This window comes from Frankia sp. AvcI1, from assembly GCF_001420875.1.
GTDB lineage: Bacteria > Actinomycetota > Actinomycetes > Frankiales > Frankiaceae > Frankia > Frankia alni.
Window position 1 is genome coordinate 191,367 of sequence record NZ_LJFZ01000005.1, and the last position, 19,124, is coordinate 210,490.

At 74.3% G+C, this 19,124-nt stretch carries 6 protein-coding genes and 22 pseudogenes; 14 read left to right on the forward strand and 14 right to left on the reverse strand.

Features of this window, described 5'->3' with window-relative positions:
- Positions 1-129: 129 nt before the first annotated feature.
- The 5 genes and pseudogenes from UK94_RS43510 to UK94_RS43530 form a co-directional block, all read right to left on the reverse strand.
- Positions 130-988 (reverse strand): AMP-binding protein (locus UK94_RS43510; protein WP_235486898.1); only part of this gene is annotated, 859 nt, incomplete at its 5' end.
- 1 nt (position 989) lies between these two features.
- Positions 990-1,267 (reverse strand): annotated as a pseudogene (locus UK94_RS43515) (acetoacetate--CoA ligase); the annotation flags it as partial.
- A 1-nt stretch (position 1,268) separates the two neighbouring features.
- A pseudogene (locus UK94_RS43520) lies at positions 1,269-1,381 on the reverse strand (hypothetical protein); the annotation flags it as partial.
- Between the two features lies 1 nt (position 1,382).
- Positions 1,383-1,658: pseudogene (locus UK94_RS43525) on the reverse strand (acetoacetate--CoA ligase); the annotation flags it as partial.
- Between the two features lies 1 nt (position 1,659).
- Positions 1,660-2,139, reverse strand: a pseudogene (locus UK94_RS43530) (AMP-binding protein); the annotation flags it as partial.
- A gap of 219 nt (positions 2,140-2,358) precedes the next feature.
- Between UK94_RS43530 and UK94_RS43535 the strand changes: the two are divergent.
- The 10 genes and pseudogenes from UK94_RS43535 to UK94_RS07630 form a co-directional block, all read left to right on the forward strand.
- Positions 2,359-2,547 (forward strand): annotated as a pseudogene (locus UK94_RS43535) (acetoin utilization protein AcuC); the annotation flags it as partial.
- A gap of 1 nt (position 2,548) precedes the next feature.
- Positions 2,549-3,627 (forward strand): annotated as a pseudogene (locus UK94_RS07605) (acetoin utilization protein AcuC); the annotation flags it as partial.
- Positions 3,624-3,884: hypothetical protein (locus UK94_RS43540; RefSeq protein WP_235486900.1), on the forward strand; the 261-nt coding region annotated here is incomplete at its 3' end. The pseudogene UK94_RS07605 and the gene UK94_RS43540, both read left to right, overlap by 4 nt.
- 1 nt (position 3,885) lies before the next feature.
- Positions 3,886-5,607: pseudogene (locus UK94_RS07610) on the forward strand (GNAT family N-acetyltransferase); the annotation flags it as partial.
- A gap of 1 nt (position 5,608) precedes the next feature.
- Positions 5,609-5,931, forward strand: a pseudogene (locus tag UK94_RS43545) (acetate--CoA ligase family protein); the annotation flags it as partial.
- A gap of 1 nt (position 5,932) precedes the next feature.
- Positions 5,933-6,269 (forward strand): annotated as a pseudogene (locus tag UK94_RS43550) (acetate--CoA ligase family protein); the annotation flags it as partial.
- Between the two features lie 89 nt (positions 6,270-6,358).
- Positions 6,359-8,221, forward strand: a 1,863-nt coding sequence (locus UK94_RS43560; RefSeq protein WP_268761245.1) for a PAS domain-containing protein, incomplete at its 3' end; no start/stop codon positions are given.
- 1 nt (position 8,222) lies between these two features.
- Positions 8,223-10,285, forward strand: a pseudogene (locus UK94_RS43565) (SpoIIE family protein phosphatase); the annotation flags it as partial.
- Between the two features lie 94 nt (positions 10,286-10,379).
- Positions 10,380-11,204, forward strand: coding sequence for an ABC transporter ATP-binding protein (locus UK94_RS07620; protein WP_055749241.1), 825 nt, complete (start codon positions 10,380-10,382; stop codon positions 11,202-11,204).
- Between the two features lie 1,603 nt (positions 11,205-12,807).
- A complete protein-coding gene (locus tag UK94_RS07630; RefSeq protein ID WP_011606763.1) occupies positions 12,808-13,149 on the forward strand; it encodes an Lsr2 family protein in 342 nt (113 codons plus the stop codon).
- Between the two features lie 220 nt (positions 13,150-13,369).
- Here UK94_RS07630 and UK94_RS43570 read toward each other — a convergent pair.
- From UK94_RS43570 to UK94_RS43600, 7 pseudogenes are all read right to left on the reverse strand, one after another.
- A pseudogene (locus tag UK94_RS43570) lies at positions 13,370-13,524 on the reverse strand (aminopeptidase P family protein); the annotation flags it as partial.
- A gap of 1 nt (position 13,525) precedes the next feature.
- A pseudogene (locus UK94_RS43575) lies at positions 13,526-13,630 on the reverse strand (M24 family metallopeptidase); the annotation flags it as partial.
- A 1-nt stretch (position 13,631) separates the two neighbouring features.
- Positions 13,632-14,066: pseudogene (locus tag UK94_RS43580) on the reverse strand (M24 family metallopeptidase); the annotation flags it as partial.
- A gap of 1 nt (position 14,067) precedes the next feature.
- Positions 14,068-14,174: pseudogene (locus UK94_RS43585) on the reverse strand (hypothetical protein); the annotation flags it as partial.
- Position 14,175: 1 nt separating this feature from the next.
- Positions 14,176-14,384, reverse strand: a pseudogene (locus UK94_RS43590) (aminopeptidase P family protein); the annotation flags it as partial.
- Between the two features lies 1 nt (position 14,385).
- Positions 14,386-14,637, reverse strand: a pseudogene (locus UK94_RS43595) (aminopeptidase P N-terminal domain-containing protein); the annotation flags it as partial.
- A gap of 1 nt (position 14,638) precedes the next feature.
- Positions 14,639-15,061 (reverse strand): annotated as a pseudogene (locus UK94_RS43600) (aminopeptidase P family protein); the annotation flags it as partial.
- Between the two features lie 1,167 nt (positions 15,062-16,228).
- Here UK94_RS43600 and UK94_RS43605 point away from each other — a divergent pair.
- From UK94_RS43605 to UK94_RS43620, 4 pseudogenes are all read left to right on the forward strand, one after another.
- Positions 16,229-16,988, forward strand: a pseudogene (locus UK94_RS43605) (LytR family transcriptional regulator); the annotation flags it as partial.
- Between the two features lies 1 nt (position 16,989).
- Positions 16,990-17,169: pseudogene (locus tag UK94_RS43610) on the forward strand (LCP family protein); the annotation flags it as partial.
- Position 17,170: 1 nt separating this feature from the next.
- A pseudogene (locus UK94_RS43615) lies at positions 17,171-17,320 on the forward strand (LytR family transcriptional regulator); the annotation flags it as partial.
- A 1-nt stretch (position 17,321) separates the two neighbouring features.
- Positions 17,322-17,458: pseudogene (locus UK94_RS43620) on the forward strand (LytR family transcriptional regulator); the annotation flags it as partial.
- Positions 17,459-17,790: 332 nt separating this feature from the next.
- On the opposite strand, the gene UK94_RS43630 reads toward UK94_RS43620, so the two are convergent.
- Both UK94_RS43630 and UK94_RS43640 read right to left on the reverse strand, forming a co-directional pair.
- Positions 17,791-18,415: YhjD/YihY/BrkB family envelope integrity protein (locus UK94_RS43630; RefSeq protein ID WP_235486902.1), on the reverse strand; the 625-nt coding region annotated here is incomplete at its 5' end.
- Positions 18,416-18,450: 35 nt separating this feature from the next.
- A pseudogene (locus tag UK94_RS43640) lies at positions 18,451-18,948 on the reverse strand (YhjD/YihY/BrkB family envelope integrity protein); the annotation flags it as partial.
- Positions 18,949-19,124 lie beyond the last annotated feature (176 nt).

Genomic DNA, 19,124 nt, shown 5'->3' on the forward strand with positions numbered 1-19,124 from the left:
CGGGGGGCACGGCACGCCGGTGACGGCGTGGCCGGGTGTTCCATGGAAGCCGGATCTTCGCTGGGACCAGCGAAGATCCGGCTTTGCTGTCGGTGGTGGCCGCGTGCCTGGTCGAGGCCTGGTCGAGGCCTAGTCGCCGGCGGCCGCTCGGGCCTGTTCGCCGGTGGCAGCTCGGGCCTGTTCGGCGGCGGCCGCGATGGCCAGCAGGGCCTGCGGGTTGGCGACCGCGTCGAGGCTCACCACGTCCGCCAGCGCCGCGCCGGTGAGCAGCCGTTTGACCGGGACTTCCAGCTTCTTGCCGGTGTGCGTCCGCGGCACCGCGGCGATCTCGAGGATCCGGTCCGGCACGTGCCGCGGGCTGAGCTCGGTGCGCAGCGTCTGCCGGATCCGCTGCGCGAGCTCCGCGGTGAGGCCCGGCTCGGCGAGGGCGACGAACAGCAGCAACCCGCCGCCGGGGGCGTCCGAGGTGTCCACGGCGAGGCTGTCGGTGACCTCGGCGAGCTCCTCGACGACGCTGTAGAGCTCCCCGGTGCCGATCCTGATCCCGCCGCGGTTGAGGGTGGCGTCCGACCGTCCCTCGACGACGACCGCGCCGTCGGGCGTGATCCGCACCCGATCGCCGTGCCGCCAGACCCCGGGGTAGGTCGCGTAGTAGCTGTCATGCAGCCGGCTGCCGTCCGGATCACCCCACAGGAACAGCGGCATCGAGGGCATCGGCGCGGTCACGACGAGCTCGCCGACCTCGTCGACGACCTCCTTGCCGTCGGCGTCGAAGGCCGCCACGGCGCAGCCCAACGCCCGCGAGCCGATCTCCCCGGCGCGCACCGGCATGGTCGGCAGGCCGGCCGCCAGCGCGGTGCAGACGTCGGTGCCGCCGCTGACCGACGTCAGCATCACCTGCGGGCTGACCGCCTCGTACACCCAGGCGTAGGCGGCGGCGGACAGCGGCGACCCGGTGGACCCGATGGTGCGCAACAGGGACAGATCGNCATGGTCGCGGGGCACGAGGCCCGCGTCGCGGCAGGACTGCAGGTAGGCCGCGGACGTGCCGAGGCAGGTCACCTCGAGCGCCTCGGCCAGGCCGAACAGGGTGCCGAGCGCCGGGTGGCCGGCGGCGCCGTCGTAGAGCACGACCGTCGCGCCGACCAGCAGGCCGGAGACGAGGTAGTTCCACATCATCCAGCCGGTCGTGGTGAACCAGCAGTACCGGTCGTCGGGGCCGAGGTCGAGGTGCAGCGCCAGCGCCTTGAGGTGCTCCAGCAGGATGNCGCCGTGCCCGTGCACGATCGCCTTGGGCGGTCCCGTCGTGCCGGAGGAGTAGAGGATCCACAGCGGCGCGTCGAAGGCGACCCGGGTGAACTCCAGCTCGGCGTTCTCCGCCNCCATCAGCTCGTCCCAGGTGAGCAGGCCCGGCAGCCCCGCGTCGCGGGCCCGGGCGAACGCGTCCGGCGCCAGGTAGGGCACGATGACCGTCGCGGCGAGTCCGGGCAGGTCGGCGGCGAGCGCGGCGAGTGCGGCGACGGTGTCGTGACTCTGGCCGCGGTAGGTGTAGCCGTCGACGCCGACGAGTACCTTCGGGGCGATCTGGGCGAAGCGGGCGGTGAGGGCGGTGGCGCCGAGCTCGGGCGAGCAGGACGACCACACCGCGCCGATGCTGGNGGCCGCGAGCATCGCCACCGTCGCGTAGACGGTGTTCGGCAGCACCCCGCAGACCCGGTCGCCCTCGGTGACGCCCAGGGCGCGCAGGCCGGCCGCGGCGCGGGCGACCTGGCGACGCAGCTCATCCCAGGAGACCACCGCGGTCGCGCCGTCCTCCCGCACGGCGATCACCGCCGGCGCGCCACCCCGCCGGGTGAGCGCGTTCTCGGCGTAGTTGACCCGGGCGCCGAGGAACCAGACGGCGCCCGGCATCCCGGTCCCGGTGAGGGCCGGGCCGTCGCCGCGCTCGCCCTCGACCGCGCAGAAGTCCCAGATCGACTCCCAGAAGGGGCCGAGCTCGGTGACCGACCATTCCCACAGGGCCGCCTCGTCGCCGAGGGTAATGCCGCGCTCGGCGGCGAGCCAGCCGCGGTAGTTCGTCACCGCCGCCTGCTCGACCCGCCGCGCGGAGGGTTCCCACAGCGGCGTGCCGGGACGCACCCCGGTCGAGGAGGCGGCCGCGGAGTGCTCCGCGCCCGCCGGCACCGGACGCTGCGGTGCCGTTCCGTCTGCTGCCACGGGTCCGTCTGCTGCCACGGGCACTGACCCTAGGGCATTTCGCGCGGATCTACGGCGAACCTCGATCCGCCGGTGGCCGGTCGGGACCNTCACCACCGCTACCGGCACAGGACCCGTTCGGGCTACCGTCGAGGGGTGACGGTGCCGGGCGGAACACAGCGGTCCGGCGGCACCCTGCCGTCGGCGGTCGAACCCACCATCCTGGCGTGGGATCCGGCCATGGCCGGCTACGACTTCGGGCCGCAGCATCCGCTGCACCCCGTCCGGCTGGGCCTGACGATGGACCTCGCCGAGAGTCTGGGCGTGCTCGACGCCCCGGGGCTGCGGATCNCCACCCCGACCCTGGCCCCCGACGAGCTGATCGAACTCGTCCACGATCCGCTGTACCTCAACGCGGTCCGCGCCGCGCCCGACCCCACCCGGGCCCGGATGGCGGCCCTGTTCGGCCTCGGCACCGCCGACAATCCCGTCTTCCAGCGGATGCACGAGGCCGCCGCCCTGATCACCGGCGGGACGCTCGAGGCCGCCCGGGCGGTGTGGGGAGGACCGGCGCGCCACGCCGTGTCGATCGCCGGCGGTCTGCACCACGCGATGCCGGGGATGGCCAGCGGCTTCTGCATCTACAACGATCCCGCGATCGCGATCGCCTGGCTGCTCGCCGCCGGGGTGAGCCGGATCGCCTATGTCGACGTGGACGTGCACCACGGCGACGGGGTGCAGACGGCGTTCTACGACGACCCGCGGGTGCTCACGATCTCGCTGCACCAGACCGGGCGGACGCTGTTCCCCGGCACCGGCTTCCCCGACGAGGTCGGCGCGCCCGGCGCCGCGGGCAGCGCCGTGAACGTCGCGCTGCCCGCGTTCACCGGCGACGCCGGCTGGCTGCGGGCCTTCTCCGGCGTCGTGCCGGTGCTGCTGCGGTCGTTCCGGCCGCAGGTGCTGGTGACCCAGCACGGCTGCGACACCCACACCCTCGATCCGCTGGCCGATCTGGAGCTGTCGGTCGACGGGCAGCGGGCCTCCTACGAGGCGTTGCACGCGCTGTCCCACGAGCTGTGCGACGGCCGCTGGCTGGCCTGCGGCGGCGGCGGGTACGCGCTGGACGCGGTGGTGCCGCGGGCGTGGACGCAGTTGCTGGCCGTCGCCGCCCACCACTCCCTCGAACCGGGTACCGCGCTGCCGGCGCAGTGGCGCGTCGAGGCCCCGCAGCGGGTGCGGGCCGCCACCGGCCACGACTCCGTCGGGGCCACCGCGGGGATGCCCCGGACCCTCGGCGACGGGGTGAGCGTGCGGTACCGGCCCTGGGACGCCGGCGAGGGCGACCCCGACGACCCGCTGGACCGTGCGGTCGCCGCCACCCGGCGCGAGGTGCTGCCCCTGCACGGTCTCGACCCGACCGTGGACCGGTGAGCGCCGCGCCGCTGCCCTCCCCGGCCGGGGACGGGACGCCCCTGGCGTACCCGGCGGAGTGGGAGGCCGACGTCATCCTCACCGACGGCGGCACGGCCCACATCCGGCCGATCCTGCCGACCGACGGTCCGTTGCTGCGGGCGTTCTGGACCCGGCTGTCCCCCCAGTCGATCTACTTCCGCTTCTTCACCGCCCGCCGGGCGCTGAGCGACGCCGACATCCACCGGATGACCGTGGTGGACCAGCGGCTGCGCGGCNCCATCGTCGCGATGATCGGGGACGATCTCGTCGCGGTGGCGCACTGGGAGGGGGCCGCGGCCCGGCCGACCGAGGCGGAGGTGGCCTTCCTCGTGGAGGACGCCCAGCAGGGTCGGGGTCTCGGCTCGGTGCTGCTGGAGCACCTCGCCGCCGCGGCCTGGGACCGCGGGATCCGCCGCTTCGACGCCGACGTGCTCGGCGAGAACCGCCAGATGATCCGTGTCTTCCTCGACGCCGGTTACACCGTCGCCCGGGCCTGGGACTCCGGCGCCGTCCGGCTGTCGTTCGAGATCACCCCCACCGAGAAGTCGGTGACGGTGATGCGCGCCCGCGAGCACCGCGCGGAGGCGGCCTCCATCGGCCGGCTGCTGCATCCCCGGTCGATCGCCGTCATCGGCGCCGGGCGGGCCGCGGGCTCGGTGGGCAACTCGGTGCTGCGCCACCTGCTCACCGGCGGCTTCGACGGGCCGGTCTACCCGGTGAACCCGGCCGCCGCGGCGGCCGGCACCGCGGTCGCCTCGATCCGCGCCTACAGCGGCATCGAACAGGTGCCCCGCCCGATCGACCTGGCCGTCGTGTGCGTGCCGCCGGCCGAGGTGCCCGGGGTCGTGGCCGCCTGCGGGCGGGCCGGCGTGTGGGGCCTGGTCGTGCTCACCGACCAGCGCGACGACGCCGCCGACGCCGCCCTGGCCGCCGAGGCGCGAGCCGACGGCATGCGCGTCGTGGGCCCGGCCAGCATGGGCATCCAGAACCCGGCGGGCGGCCTGAACGCGTCGATGGTGCCGAAGATGCCGCCGGCCGGGCGGGTCGGCTGCTACTCGCAGTCCGGCCCGTTCGGCGGGGCGATCCTGGCGGCGGCCGCCGCGCGGGGGGTCGGGCTGTCCGTGTTCGTCTCGGCGGGGGACCGGGCCGACGTCAGCGGCAACGACCTGCTCCAGTACTGGGAGGAGGACCCGGAGACCGACGCGGTGATCATGCACCTGGAGACGTTCGGCAACCCGCGCAAGTTCGCCCGGCTGGCGCGCCGTCTCGGCCGGCGCAAGCCGATCGTGACCGTCTACTCCGGCCGCTCCGCGCTCGACGACGCCCTGCTGCGGCAGGCCGGCGTGATCGGCGTGGACCGCATCTCGCAGGCGTTCGACGTCGCGCTGCTGCTCACCTCGCAGCCGCTGCCCGCGGGAAACCGGGTCGCGGTGATCGGTGACTCCCGGGCACTGGTCCGGCTCACCGCGCACGCCGCCGACGCCGCCGGCCTGATCGCCGAGGAGGTCCTGCTGCCCGCGGGCAGCGGTTCGGCGGCGATCACGGCCGCGCTGCTCGCCGCGGCGCACCGGGCCGACGCACTCGTCGTGACGCTGGCCCGGCTGCCGCCCTCGTCGTCGGGCCCGGTCGCCGCCGGCGCCGTCGAGGCGGCCGAGCGCATCACCGTGCCGATCCTGGCCTCCGTGCAGGGCGTCGACATGCCGAGCGAGCTCGCCGGCATCCCGGCCTACGCGTCCCCGGAGGCCGCGGTGACGGCACTGCGTCGCGTCGTCGGCTACGCGCAGTGGCGGTCCCGCCCGACCGGCACCGAGCCGGCGACGGCCGTGCGGACCGACGAGGCCCGCGCGCTCATCGCCGGCCTGACCGGTCGGCTGCCCGAGGAACGCTCCGCCGCGCTGCTGGACTGCTACGGCATCACGGTGGAGCCGGCGGAGCTCGTGACCTCGCCGCGGCGCGCCGNCGAGGCGGCGCAGCGGCTCGGGTACCCGGTGGCCGTCAAGGCCCGTTCACGCCCGTACCGGCACCGGCCGGACCTGCGCGGGCAGCGCCTCGACCTGCCCGACGCGGCGGCGGTGAGCGCGGCCTGGACGTCGCTGCGCTCCCAGCTCGGGCCGGAGGTGCCGATCGTCGTGCAGCGGATGGCGCCGGTCGGGGTGTCGGTGGTCGTCGGGTCCGAGGAGCATCCGCAGTACGGCCCGCTGGTCTCCTTCGGCCTGTCGGGCCCGGCGACGGAGCTGCTCGGCGACCGGGCCCACCACATCCTGCCGCTGACCGACGTCGACGNCGCCCGGCTGGTCCGTTCGGTGCGGGCGGCGCCGCTGCTGCTGGGCTACCTCGGTTCGACTCCCGTCGACATCGCGGCGCTGGAGGATCTCGTGCTGCGCGTCGGCCGGCTCGCCGACGACGTCCCCGAGGTGGTTCATCTCACTCTTGACCCGGTCATCGTGTCGACCGGGCGGGTCACCGTGCTGTCGGCGGAGGTCGTGGCCGGCCCGTCCGTCCCCCGGGCGGACGCCGGACCGCGGCGTTTCTGGACCCCGGCGCTGCCTGTAGTCGACCGATCCCCCGTCCGGGGCGGTTCGGCACAACATGGTCACACCGTCCACAATCGTCTCCCATGACGTCGCCGTACTCCGGGCAGCCGCCCGTCTGGCCCGCATCCGGCGCCTTCGGGGTGCCGCAGTCCGATTCCGGGGGGCCCATCGAGGCCATGAGCACCCCCGGGGCGGGGACACCCGGGCAGGCGCAGCTGGTGCCGATGTACGGCCCGGAGCGGGGTGCGCAGCGGCCGCCCGAATCGGGGGCGACAGGTCCCGCCGGCAGCGGTCCGGACGGCGCGAGGCCGATCAGCACCGGGCCGACCAGCACCGGGCCGATCTCGACGGGGCCGATCACCACCGGGCCGACCAGCACCGGGCCGATCTCGACGGGGCCGATCACCACCGGGCCGACCAGCACCGGGCCGATCTCGACGAGGCCGATCACCACCGGGCCGGCCTCGACGGGGCCGACCCGCGTGCCCGGCCAGGACCCCGAGCGCGGCGCCGGCCGGGACCTGCCCGTGCTGCCCGCGGGATGGCCACTGGTCCCGCGGGTCGATCGGCCGCCGGCCGGTGATGCGACGCCGCGCGACGTCATCGACGGGACCGGCCCGCGGCGAGTCCCCGAGGACGCCCCCCCGGAGCGCGGGCCGCTGAGCGTTGCCCGCGGCGGGCCACCGGCACCGGCGCCGACCGGGGGTGGCGGTGGTGGCAGTGGTGGTGGCGGTGCTGGTGCTGGTGGCGGGGTGGATCCCGCGGTGGCGGCGTACGCGATGGTGGACGCCCTGTTCGTCCGGGCACCCGTCGGACTCGCCCTGCTCGACCGGGCCGGCCGGTTCGTACGTGTCAACGACGCGCTCACCCGGTTGGACCGCCGGTCCGCCCGGGACCATCTGGGCCGCACCGTGTCCGAGGTGCTCGGTGACAGCGATGCCGAACTCGACGCCCTGCTGGCCCGGGTGCTGCGTACCGGCGAGCCCGTGGTGGATCTGGAGGTGGGGGTCGCGGGACCGGCCGGGACGCCGCTGACCTGGCTGGCGAGCTGGTTCCCGGTGAGCGATCCGCAGCTTGGTCCGGTGGGGGTGTCCTTCGTCGCGTTGGACGTCACCGGCCTGCAGATCGCCGATCGGGAGCGGCTGCGGGCACAGGCGCGCTACCGCGGGCTCGCCGACGCCGCCGGCCTGGACGTGTTCCACGCGACGGCGGACGGCGCGCTCGACGTCGACCTGCCCGGCTGGCGTTCCGCCACCGGCCAGCAACCGGGGGCCCTGGCCGGCGGCGGCTGGCTGGCCGGGGTGCATCCGGACGACCGGGACCGGGTCGCGCGGCTGTGGCGGGGGGCGGTCGAACGCGGCGAGACCTTCGAGGCCGAGTTCCGGATCTCCGCGCCGAGCGGCGTGGGGGTCGCCGAGCGCGTCGTCACCGCCCGAGTGCTGCCCGTGTCCGGGCCCCCGGAGGATGCCGCCGGCGGCCAGGCCGCCGCCGGCAACGGGCCGGCGCGGGACGGCCGGCCGACCGAGTGGCTCGGCGTCGTCCGCGACCTCACCGGGGAGCGGGCCGCCGAGGCGGCGCGGGCCGATGCCGATCAGCGGGCCGAGGCGGCCGTCGAACAGGCCGAGGCGGCCGCGCAGCGGGCCGAGTCCGGCGGGCTGTACTCCGTCGCGCTGGCCCGGGCCAGCACGGTCGACGAGGTCCTCGCGGCGATCCTGGACGTCGGCGGTCAGGCGGCGCGGGCGGCCGGGCGCGGGGTCGCGCTGGTCGACGACGGCCGCGAGGAGCTGCGGTTCACCCGTCCCGGCGGGGACCCGGCACAGCGGCCCGGCCGCTGGCCGGACGTGGCGCTGGGAGCGGTGCATCCGGTGGCCGAGGTGGTGCGGGGAGCGCGACCGCTGTTCCTGGCCGACCGGGAGGAGCTGCTCGCTCGCTGGCCGGTGTCCGGTCTCGCCGACGCCACCGCGGCGGCGGGTGAGCAGGCGTGGGCCATGCTGCCGCTGGTCGCCGTCGACGGTTCGGCCTTCGGGGTGGTGACCTTCNCCTTTCCGGCCCCGCGGACCTTCACCGCCGCCGACCGGGCCTACCTCGCTGGCATCGCCGCAGCCGGCGCACGGGCGCTGGAACGGGCCAGGGCGCACGAGCGGCTCGTGACCGAGGCGGCGGGGGCTCAGGCGGCGCTCACCGCGGCGGCGGAGGAGCGTGCGGCCCGGCAGCGCAGCGACCAGCGGCTGCGCCTGCTGACCCGGGCCACGGAGATCGTGACCGCGGCCGAGGACCCGGAGTCGTCCCTGCGGGCCGTCGCGGAGCTCATCGTGGCGGAGATCGCGGACCTGTGCGCGGTCCACCTGGTCGCGGCCCGTCCGGCTCTCGCGCCCACCGCGGTCCCGGCGGCGGGCGACGGCGCGCTGGTCACCGGAACCGAGCGGGACGGCGGATCCGGGCAGGTCGGCGGGTCCGGGCAGATCGCCGGATCTGCGCCGGTCGCTGGAACTGAACCGGTCGCTGGAACTGAACCGGTCGCCGGGGCCGGGCCGGACGGCGCCGGGCGGACGGGTGGGGCGCCGCCGACTCCCCAGCTCCGGCCGCTGATCCTCGCCGGTTCCGCCGCGACCGGCGCCGTGCCCTCGACCGGCGCCTGGATCGCCGCGCTCGCCTCGTCGTCGAACCCGGTCAGCCAGGTCGCGGCCCGGGGGGTCGGGGAGATCGTCAGCCACGCCGCGGACGGCTGGGAGCCGCCGTCCGACATCGCGCGCTGGATCCGGCAGGCCGGTGCCCACACGACGGCCGTGCTACCCGTGGTGCTGGCCGGCCGGGTCGCGGCCGTGCTCAGCCTGACCGCCGTCGGTGACCGGGCCCCGTTCACCGAGGCCGACCTGGCCTTCCTGACCGAGCTCGCCGCCCGCGCCGGGGTCGCCCTGGAGCGCATCGACCGCGAGCACAGCGCGCGCAGCGGCGCCGACGAGCTGCACGAGACCCTGCGCGGCGCGGCGCCGGTGGTGCCCCGGGGGTTGCAGGTGGCCTCGCGCTACCTGCCCGCCGGGGCCGAGGGGGACGCCGGCGGCGAGTGGTTCGACGTGATCGACCTCGGGGCGGGCCGGGCTGCCCTGGTGATCGGCGGCGTCCGGGGCCGGGGGTTGCGCACGAGCGCCGTGATGGGGCAGCTACGCGCCGCCGCGCGGGCCTGCGCCCGGCTCGATCTGCCACCCGGCGAGGTGCTGGCGCTGCTCGACGGCGTCGTCGCGGACATGCCCGGACACGAGATCGCGACCTGCATCTACGCGATCGCCGAGCTCGACACGGGCGTGCTGACCCTGGCCAGCGCCGGCCATCCGCCGCCCCTCGTGGTCGCCCCGGACGGCCTCGTCTCGCGGCTCTACATGGCGGTCGGCTCCCCGCTCGGCGACGTCCTCCGGGATCCGTCGGGGCACACCGACGCCACCGAGTACACCGTCCGTCTGGGCCGGGGCTACCTCATCGCCCTGTTCACCGAGGGCCTGGTCCGCGGGGGTGGCCGGGACGTCGACGCCGGCGTCTCGGACCTCGCGGCCGTCCTGGCCCGCACCAGCGACGCGTCCGACGACAACCTCGACGCGCTGGCGAGCGCCGCCTGCGCGGGCCTCGGCCGCGACAACCAGCCGGCACCCGCCGACGACGCCGTGGCGTTGCTGCTCGCCCGCCTGCCCGACGAACCGACCGCCGGGCCCACGCTGCTCGACGTCACCGTCGACGGGCCGTCCGGGCTGCGGGCGGCGCGGGCACAGTGCCGGCTCGCGCTGGAGAACGCCAACCTGCCGGTCGAGATCATCGACACCGTCGTCCTGGTCCTGTCCGAGCTGACGAGCAACGCCGTGCGCCACGGCCGCCCGCCGCTGTCCGTGCGGCTGCGGCGGCTCGGCGACCGGGCCGTCGTCGAGGTCGCCGACGGTGGCGGCCGGCTGCCCCGGCGCCGGCACGCAGCGCCGGACGACGAGGCCGGGCACGGGCTCGACCTGGTTTCCCGGCTCGCCGTGCGGCACGGCTTCCGTCCGATCCCCGACGGCAAGGTGGTCTGGGCGGAGGTCGATCTGGTGGAGTCGGTCCCCGCCGATCCGGGCGCGCCGTGATCGGCTCGCCCGCGCGGGCGGCACGGGGCGAGTGTGGTGGGGTCGGGCCGTCCCGACTCCGCCGGGCGGGCACCGCTCGCGTAACGTGAGCGGCATGCCGGACGCGGTGCTGCGGCTCGACAACGTCAATGTCGTGCGGGATGGGTCGTACCTTCTGCGAAATGTTTCCTGGGAGGTGCTTCCCGGTCAACGATGGGTCGTCCTCGGCCCCAACGGCGCGGGAAAGACGACCCTCCTGCAGGTGGCCTCGGGCCGGCTGTTCCCGACCTCGGGCGCGGTCGACCTGTTCGGTCATCGGCTGGGCACGGTGAACCTTCTCGAGCTGCGCTACCGGGTCGGCGCCGTCAGCCCGGCGCTGGTCGAGACGCCGCCCCCGGACGAGCGGGTGCTCGATGCCGTGGTCACCGCCGGCTGGTCGGTGCTCGGGCGCGGCGACGAGCCGTACGACGACGTCGACCTCGCCCGTGCTGCCGGCCTGCTGGCCCAGTTCGGCTGCCGGGAGCTGCGGGACCGGCGCTTCGGAACGCTCTCCGAGGGCGAGCGCAAGCGCGTGCTGATCGCCCGGTCGCTCATGAGTGACCCGGAGCTGCTCCTGCTCGACGAGCCCGCCTCCGGGCTTGATCTCGGGGCCCGGGAGGCACTGCTGCGCCGGCTGACCCGTTTCGCCGCCGACCCGTCGGCGCCCGTCAGCGTCCTCGTGAGCCATCACGTCGAGGAGATCCCGGTGGGCGTCACCCACGCCCTGCTGGTGCGCGGCGGCCAGGTGCGGGCGGCGGGTCGGGCGGCCGAGGTGCTCACCGCATCCCGGTTGTCCGACTGCTTCGGCATTCCCCTCGACGTGAGCGTCACGGCCGGGCGTTACGCCGCCCGTCTGGCCGCCGGCCCGCCGCCGCGGCGACCGGTGTCCGTGGCCGTCTGAGCCTGCGCCCGCCCGCCGGCCCGGCTGGCTCCGCTTCGCCCCTCTGCTTCGCCCGGCTCTGCTGAGCTGGCCGGCCGCGCCACGGGTCTCAGGGACCGTCTGGCGGATCGGAGGGTGCCGGGCGTGAAGGAGGGAGCCGGGGTTCGACGCGGCCGGCATCGCGCCGGCGGACCACCGCCTGGGTGAGCCGCGCAGGCGTATCGGCCGGCGGGTACCCCAGGTGTTGCGTGGTTGCCGCGGCGCGGCCTGATGCGCCCGGGCGACGCGAGGCCCTCAGAAGGCGCCAGAATCGTGTTGACGCGAGGGCCGGGTCTTTTTTCTCCCACAGCACCCCCCTGGCCCCGAACGCGCGTTGAGAGCCCCGGAAGGGGTATGCCGCGCGGGCCCCGGCCGGGAGCTGTCGGGCAGTGAGCCCGCCGGGCGGGGCCGCCCGCCGGGCGGGGCCGGGCGCGGCCGGGTGGCGGCGGGCGCCTTCAGCGCCGAAGCCGGTCCCGCAGCCACCCGGCGCCGCGCACCTCGGCGCCGAGGGCTCGGACGCGGGCGGCCAGACCGCGGTCCGAGGTGATCACGACGACGCCGGGGCCGGCCTCGCGGGTGGCATCGACGATCGCGTCATCGCCGCTTCCGGGGGCGTGGACGACTGTGAGCGTGGGTGTGGCGCCGGCACCGTCGTCGCCGGCACCGTCGTCGCCGGCACCGTCGTTGATCGTCGCGTCCGATGGATCGGTGCTGTTCCCGGAATTGCCGTCGCCGTCCGGGAGGGAGCGGCGGACCTTCCTCACGCGATCGCCGTTCTCGGCGGAGTGCTCGCCCTTCCCCGTGCGCCGGCCGCCGTTCCCGGCGGAGTGGGCGTCGGGAGCCAGGGGCTTCGCCGGAGTCGGCCCGACGACCACCCCCGCGGCGGGAACCCCGGCCCGGGCCGCCCCTTCCAGAACGACCACGATCCCCGTCGGCCATTCCGCTGACCGCTGCGATCCGACGTGCCCGTCGGACCCGGCGATCCAGGCCGAAATATCGGCGAGCAGGCGCCGGGCAGCGCCCGGACGGTCGCGCCACCAGCCGTCGGGCCGGGACCCAATGACGTTGNCACCGTCCACCACCCACGTCCGTGGGTACTCGTCCGTGCGCCGAGCCATAGGGTCGGCGCCGGAATCAGGCGTACTCATCCGCCGCCACGATCCCCTTTGGCATTCGTACCGGTCGGTTCCGCTCGCGGCGCCAGCACCCCAAAGCACCCGCCGGCTGATGCCGGCCGATTGCCCGGCAATCGGCCCCGGAGTCGGTAGACGAACACGATCGGTGTCCCAAGGTCGGCGGACATGGTCGCCGCCCGGCCGACGGCGGCCCAACTGTCCGCTTGCGGCCGGCGTTTCGGCTCGGAAGGTGTGATTCGCAGAACATGATCGCCTCTATCATGCCGAGCTTGGCCACAGTCTTTGGGTTCCGCACTCCGACAGCCTCACCAGCGTGCCTAGACCGGTGTCTTCGTGTTCGGCGGCCCCAAGTCTGNGAGTCCGCCGAACCAGGCGTGACAGTTCCCGGTGTTCTCGTGGTAATACTAGACGCGTGAGTTCTGCGGTCCGCTGACCTGAAGGAGTGTGGCATGGCCCAGAAGACCATCGTCTCGTTGATTGACGATCTCAGTGGAGAAGAGGCCGACGAGACTGTCCGCTTCGGCCTCGACGGTGCGCAGTATGAGATCGACCTGTCGGAGAAGAACGCGACGAAGTTGCGTGAGTCGCTGGCCCCGTTCGTGACCGCGGCCCGCCGTTCCGGCGGCCGTGCGGCGGGCAGCCGCCGTGGCGTGCGTACCGCTTCGCGGCGTACCGGCGGAACCGACCGCACCGCCGACATTCGCGAGTGGGCGCGCAGCAACGGATACACGGTGAGTGACCGTGGCCGTATCGCCTCCAACATCGTCGAGGCGTACGACAAGGCCCACTGATCCTGGTCTTGACGACTTTTCCGGGTCGAGACTCGAAGCGGTGGACCCAGTAGTACCCGTCGTGCCCGCGGTATTCGGCCGCGGGCCGCAGGCCCCGCTGCCCGAAGACCTGCTGATCAGGTTTTGCCAGGGCAGGTTCCTGCCACACCGGCCTGGCCGGTGTGGCAGGAACGTTTGACCTCAGAGCCGACGCGCGCTGTCGTCGGCTCTGTTCGTTCCGTCAGTTGGGCAGATGGCGGCCCATCCAGTTTTCGACGTCTTCCGAGGTTCGCGGAAGCCCGGCGGACATGTTGCGCCATCCCTGCCCGGTGACCAGGATGTCATCTTCTATCCGGACCCCGATGCCGCGCAGCTCGGGCGGAACGGTGAGGTCGTNGGGCTGGAAGTACAGACCCGGTTCGACCGTCAGCACCATCCCCGGCTCCAGCGCCGCATCCCGGTAGGTCTCGTCCCGCGCCTGGGCGCAGTCGTGCACGTCCAGNCCGAGCATGTGCGACGTGGCGTGCAACGTGTATCGGCGGTGGATCCCGGCGCCCGGCGCGTGCGGGTCCTCCGACAGCGATGCCTGGGCTCCGTCCGGCAGCAGCCCCCAGTCCGCCAGCGCGGTGGCGATGACCTGCATCGCCGCTCGGTGTGGAGCCAGGAACGAGGCTCCCGGGCGGACCGCGTCGATGCCGGCCTGTTGCGCGCGCAGAACCACGTCGTATACCTGGCGCTGCAGGTCCGTGAATCGGCCGGTGATCGGCAGCGTGCGGGTGACGTCGGCGGTGTAGAGCGATCTGCCCTCCACGCCCATGTCCAGCAGGGCCAGATCACCGGCGCGCACCGGTCCGTCGTCGCGCACCCAGTGCAGGGTGGTCGCATGGTGTCCGCAGGCGACGATGGAGCCGTAGCCGACGTCGTTGCCGTCGACCCGGNCACGCCGCCAGAAGGTGCCCTCCAACCAGCGTTCCCCGTTGGGCAGCTCCATCGCGCGGCCGATTTCCCCCACGCACTCGGTGAAGCCTCGCGCCGTCGCCGCGACCNCCTCGTCCAACCGGGCGATCTCGAAGTCGTCCTTGACCAGCCGGAGCTCGGAAAGGGCCTGCGCGAGGACCACATCGCGGTCGTCGCCCGATCTGTCGTCCGACCACCGCAGCACCGAGCGGTCGACCAGCGGATCGATTCCCCGCAGCGTCCTGGTGTTTCCCGGGGCCAGCCGGGCCAGCGCGCCCGGCAGATCGGTCAGCGGCCGGNACTCGATCTCCAGGGCCGCGGCTGTCTCGCGAACCCCCGGCCGGGGACCGACCCAGAGTTCCCCGTATCGGCGGTCGGTGTAGAACGCCGAGCTGGACCGGTCCGAGCGGCCGGCGAGATACAGCGTGGCATCGTGCTCACCGGCCGCGTTGGGTAGCAGAACCAGCACCGCATCGGGTTCATGACAGCCTGTCAACCAGAAGAAGTCACTTCCCGGACGGAACGGAAAATCCGTGTCGTTTGCCCGTACCCNCAGGCCGCCGCTGGGCACCACGAGGGCATCGGTCGGGAACCGTGAGCCCAACAAGGCGCGGCGTTTCGCGGTGTAGGGTGCACAGTCATCGCGGGATGGCGCAGCGTCGTCAATGGGCGCCCAGCCGGTTGCCATAAACCGCCGGAACGCCGCGTGCGGTTCCTCATCGTGGTTGGCCTGGCCGGGTTCGCGGCCGGAAGACGCCGTCGGTTCGACCGTCGACTCGCCGGCCCCGGCGGCCGCCGGCGCCGAATCCGACTCCGCGCCGGTGGAATCCGTCGCCACCCCGGGTACATCGGTGCGGGGGCGGACAACGTCCGCTTCGTCGGCTGTGATGACGTTCTGGTCACGCTCCGCCGGGGCTCCCTCGGGTACCCCCGTGCCGGCCGTTGGAGGTGTGCTTTGGTGGGACTGGGCACTCATACCGTTAACGGTAGGCCGGGTCGAGCGCCGGTGGGTAGTGCTGAACCGGTCCATCGTCCATCGGGACCGCGGTGGACATCTCGCCGNGATCGGAGCCGGATTTTCGGTACGCCGATCGTCCGGATGAAGTGAGATCCGGATGGCGCCCGAGCCGATCCGCCGCTCGGCGATCGGGTACTCACGCATGCCGTCATCCGATCGGCGTGGTCGAGGGAGCATGCCGGCCGTGCCCGGCGGCATNGGTGGGTTACCCAAGGGCTGGCCTTCCCACTTCGAACGGGTTAACGCGAGCAAGCAACCGGTTGTGCGAGATCCGCCCAATGTGCCGTTACGTAACTTTCTGTCGCTGTCCGTTGACGGGGGTGCCGGACCCCGGGTAAGGGCCCGGGGCGGTGTGTCCGAGGGAGGATCGGTCCGGGTGCGGACGTCGTCGGTCCCCGCCAATCCTGGTCCGATATCCACGCGTTCATCCGCCTGCCGGGGCAGGCTCGGGCGGCCCCCGCCGAGCCCCGACATCCGAGTCGACGAGGGTGACGCCACGAGGGTGCTGTCAGTGACCTCACATCCGGGCGAGGTCAGCATTGTCGGCCCGATCGTCGACACAGGCCCGCAATTGCGGTTCGACGGCCTCGCCCATGGATTTGCGAGTCGGCACCGCACGCCGAGCGTTCGTCGGACTCGTCCCGCCGTCGTCGGACCGGGCTCGTCGGACTGGGCTCGTCGGATCGGGCGCGTCGGACCGCGGTCGTCGGACTCGCGGTAGCCGGCATGGCCGGTCGCCCATCCGACAGCGGCCGAGGACGGCGAGGGTGCACCACAGCACGGGATCGGTGAGAGGCTGTCCCGGAGTGTTCCGTTCGTCGGCTCGCGGCCTGCCGCCGCGATCGACGGCACCGCGTCGATCGCGGGCCGGCCGGCGCCGGCGGCCCGGTGGTTCGGCGGCCGCCGGCTCGGTGTGAACGGCGGGCTCGGCGAGGTCGGCCCGCTCGGCGTCCTGCCCCCGCCGGGCGCATCGCCGGGCTGTCGGATGCGGACGGCGGTCGCGTCGGCGGGCGTGAGGCGCGCGACACTGGCGGGGCGGCCCGCCTGGAACGGATGCCCGGAACACCGACGGTGTCACCGGCGCGGGAGATCTGCTCCCGGTGCATGAGGGAGGGGGAGGCGGCCATGACCTGGCCTCCGGATCGGCCGGAACGGCACGGGCCGCCCGAGGAACGCCGCGGGGGAGAGGATGACGGCCGGCGACGCGATGTCCCTCGACGCGATGTCCCTCGACGCGATGCCCCCCGGCCCGCGTCCGAGGAGAACTGGCCCGCGGGGCAGTGGCCGCGCCGCGACGCCGGGTCGCCTCCACCCGCGGTGGATCGTCCGGCTCGTCCGCGGGCCCAGCCCGGCGCGGGCGGCGGCTCCCGCGATCCCTACGGCGATCCGTACGGCGATCCCGGAGCGGGACGTGATCCCTACACCGAGCGTGATCCTCGGGCCGGCCGCGCAGCGCCGCACGCCGGCCGTCGGGTTGCCGCGCCGCCCGGCCCCACCCGGCCGGACCTGCCCGAGACCGGCGAACCCGGGCCGCGCCGCAGCTCGATCCGCCGCGGCGTCACGGCGGTCGCGGCGGTGCTGGCGGCGGTCGTGCTCGTGCTGGCCACCAGCGGCTGGGCCGTGTTGCGACACTACGACGGCAGGGTCCGACACACCCCCCTGACCTTCTCCGCCGGCGTGGACCGGCCGGCGTCGGCCGCCGGCGGGACGCAGAACATCCTGCTGGTCGGATCCGACACCCGGGCGGGGACCAACGGCGAGTTCGGGGTGGCCGAGGGGCAGCGGTCGGACACCACGATCCTCGCCCACCTCGACGGCAACGGGTCGACGACCCTGATCTCCTTCCCGCGTGACCTGTGGGTGCGGATCCCGGCCTACACCGATGNGCGGGGCACCCAGCATGCGGCTCAGCGCTCCAAGCTGAACTCGGCCTTCTCCTACGGGGGCCCGTCCCTGCTGGTCGCGACCATCGAGGGTCTCACCGGGATCCGCGTCGACCACTACGTCCAGATCGACTTCGTCGGCTTCCAGGGGATGACCGACGCGCTCGGCGGAGTCACCGTCTGNATCAGGGAGCTGCCGGCCGAGCTGAAGGCGCGCGGCTTCGACAACCTGCACGACCACTACTCGGGGTTCTCCGGCCAGGTGGGGGAGAACCGGCTCACCGGCGCGCAGGCCCTCGCCTTCGTCCGCCAGCGCTACGGTCTGCCGGAGAGCNACATCGACCGGATCCGCCGCCAGCAGCAGTTCCTGGGGGTCGTCTTCCAACGGATCGCCTCGACCGACACGCTGCTCAATCCAGCGAAGCTGATCAATGTGGTCGACGCCGCGACTTCCGCGATCACCCTCGACGACNGCACCTCACTGGCCGATCTGCGCCTGCTGGCGGTCCGCATGCAGTCCGTCGGCTCCGGGGGGGTTGNGTTCGCCACGGTGCCGGCCGCGGCCGGTCAACGTGCCGGGCAGAGCGTGCTGGTGCCCGATCCCGACCAGCTCGGTGCCTTTCTGAAGCCCTTCGGTGGTCGCGCCGCCACGGCGAGCCCGGCGGGCGCGTTGCCTGCCGGTCCGGCCACCACTAGGGCCGTCGCGGTGTCCTGGTCCCGCCCGGCGGCCGTGGCCGCGGGCGACGGCGCCCCGGCCGGCGCACAGCCGACTGCGGCCGCCGCCCCGGCGGGCGTCTCCTGCACCTACTGAGCAGCCCCTGGCCACAGCGCGGTCGTCGGCGCGGTGGGGATGTCGTCGACGGCGCAACGGTCGAACGAGACGCCGCCGGGGCCGGGCGGATCGGCCTGCCCGTCGACCGAGTACGGACCGTCGCCGGGGGGCGAGCCGCCGGTGGACTGACCGCCGCCCGACTGAGCGTCAGCGTGCTGACCATCGGCGGGCTGAGCGTCGGCAGCGGGTGGGCTGGCGGGGGGAGGCGGGGTGTCGTCGGTGGCGGGGCCGCCGTCCCGCCTCTTCCGCCGCTGCGAGGACTGCTCGTCCAGCGCCGCGTTGAGTTCGGCGCCCAGCAGTACCGCCAGCGCGGTGATGTAGAAGAACAGCAGCGCGGCCACGGGTGCACCCAGCGAGCCGTAGACCAGCTCGTGGCTGAACACGATCTCCAGGTACAGCCGCAGCACGTCGCTGCCGACCAGCCAGCACACCAGCGCCAGGGTCGCCCCCGGAAGCGCCCGCCACCAGGGCCTGCGCACTGGCAGGGAGAGGTGGTAAAGCGAGGTCAGCATCGTGAGCGCGACCAGCCCGACGACCGGCCAGAACAGCAGGGTCAGCAGATGGTCGACCGACGGGTGCTGGTCGGCGTCGAGAATGNGGGAGATCAGCCCGGGTCCGAGGATCAGCGCCGNCAGGATGATCACGCCGCTGGTGACCTGCGCGAGGAAAAGCCCCAGCGCCACCAGTCGGCTACGCACCGCAGAACGCCGGTCACGTTGGCCGTAGGCGATGGTGATGGTGTTGACGAAGGTCGCCATCGCCGTCGAACCGGTCCACAGCGACAGCACGAAGCCGATGGAGATCACATCCGGCCGGCCGCGGGAGAGGATCTCGTCCACGGTGGGCCGGACCGCGTCGTCGACCACCGACTCGGTCAGCAGGTCACCGGCTCCGCGCAGGATGCTGTCCCGGATGCTGCTGAGCGCGTCCCCGCCGATGGCGTCGGCGACGTAGCCGAGCGCGCCGAGCAGGGACAGCAGCAACGGGGGCAGGGACAGCAACTGCCAGAATCCTGCCTCCGCCGCCAGGCCCAGCACCCGGTGGCGCCAGGCGTTGGCGAGCGTCGTGCGCGCCAGCCGCAACGGCCCCCGGGGGACCCGGCGCTGCTGGCGGTCAAGACGACGGAACATCGCGCTGCGCCNCACCTTCGCCTGGGCCACCGTGCGGCGCTCCCGGGCGTGGGCGACCAGTTCCGGATTGGCCTCGAGGACGGCCCGGCGCAGCAGCACCGACCAGCGGCCCCGCACCGGGCTGGGAGCCACGGGGGTGGACGCCTCCTTCCCCATGGCGGACACGGCCCCACCGT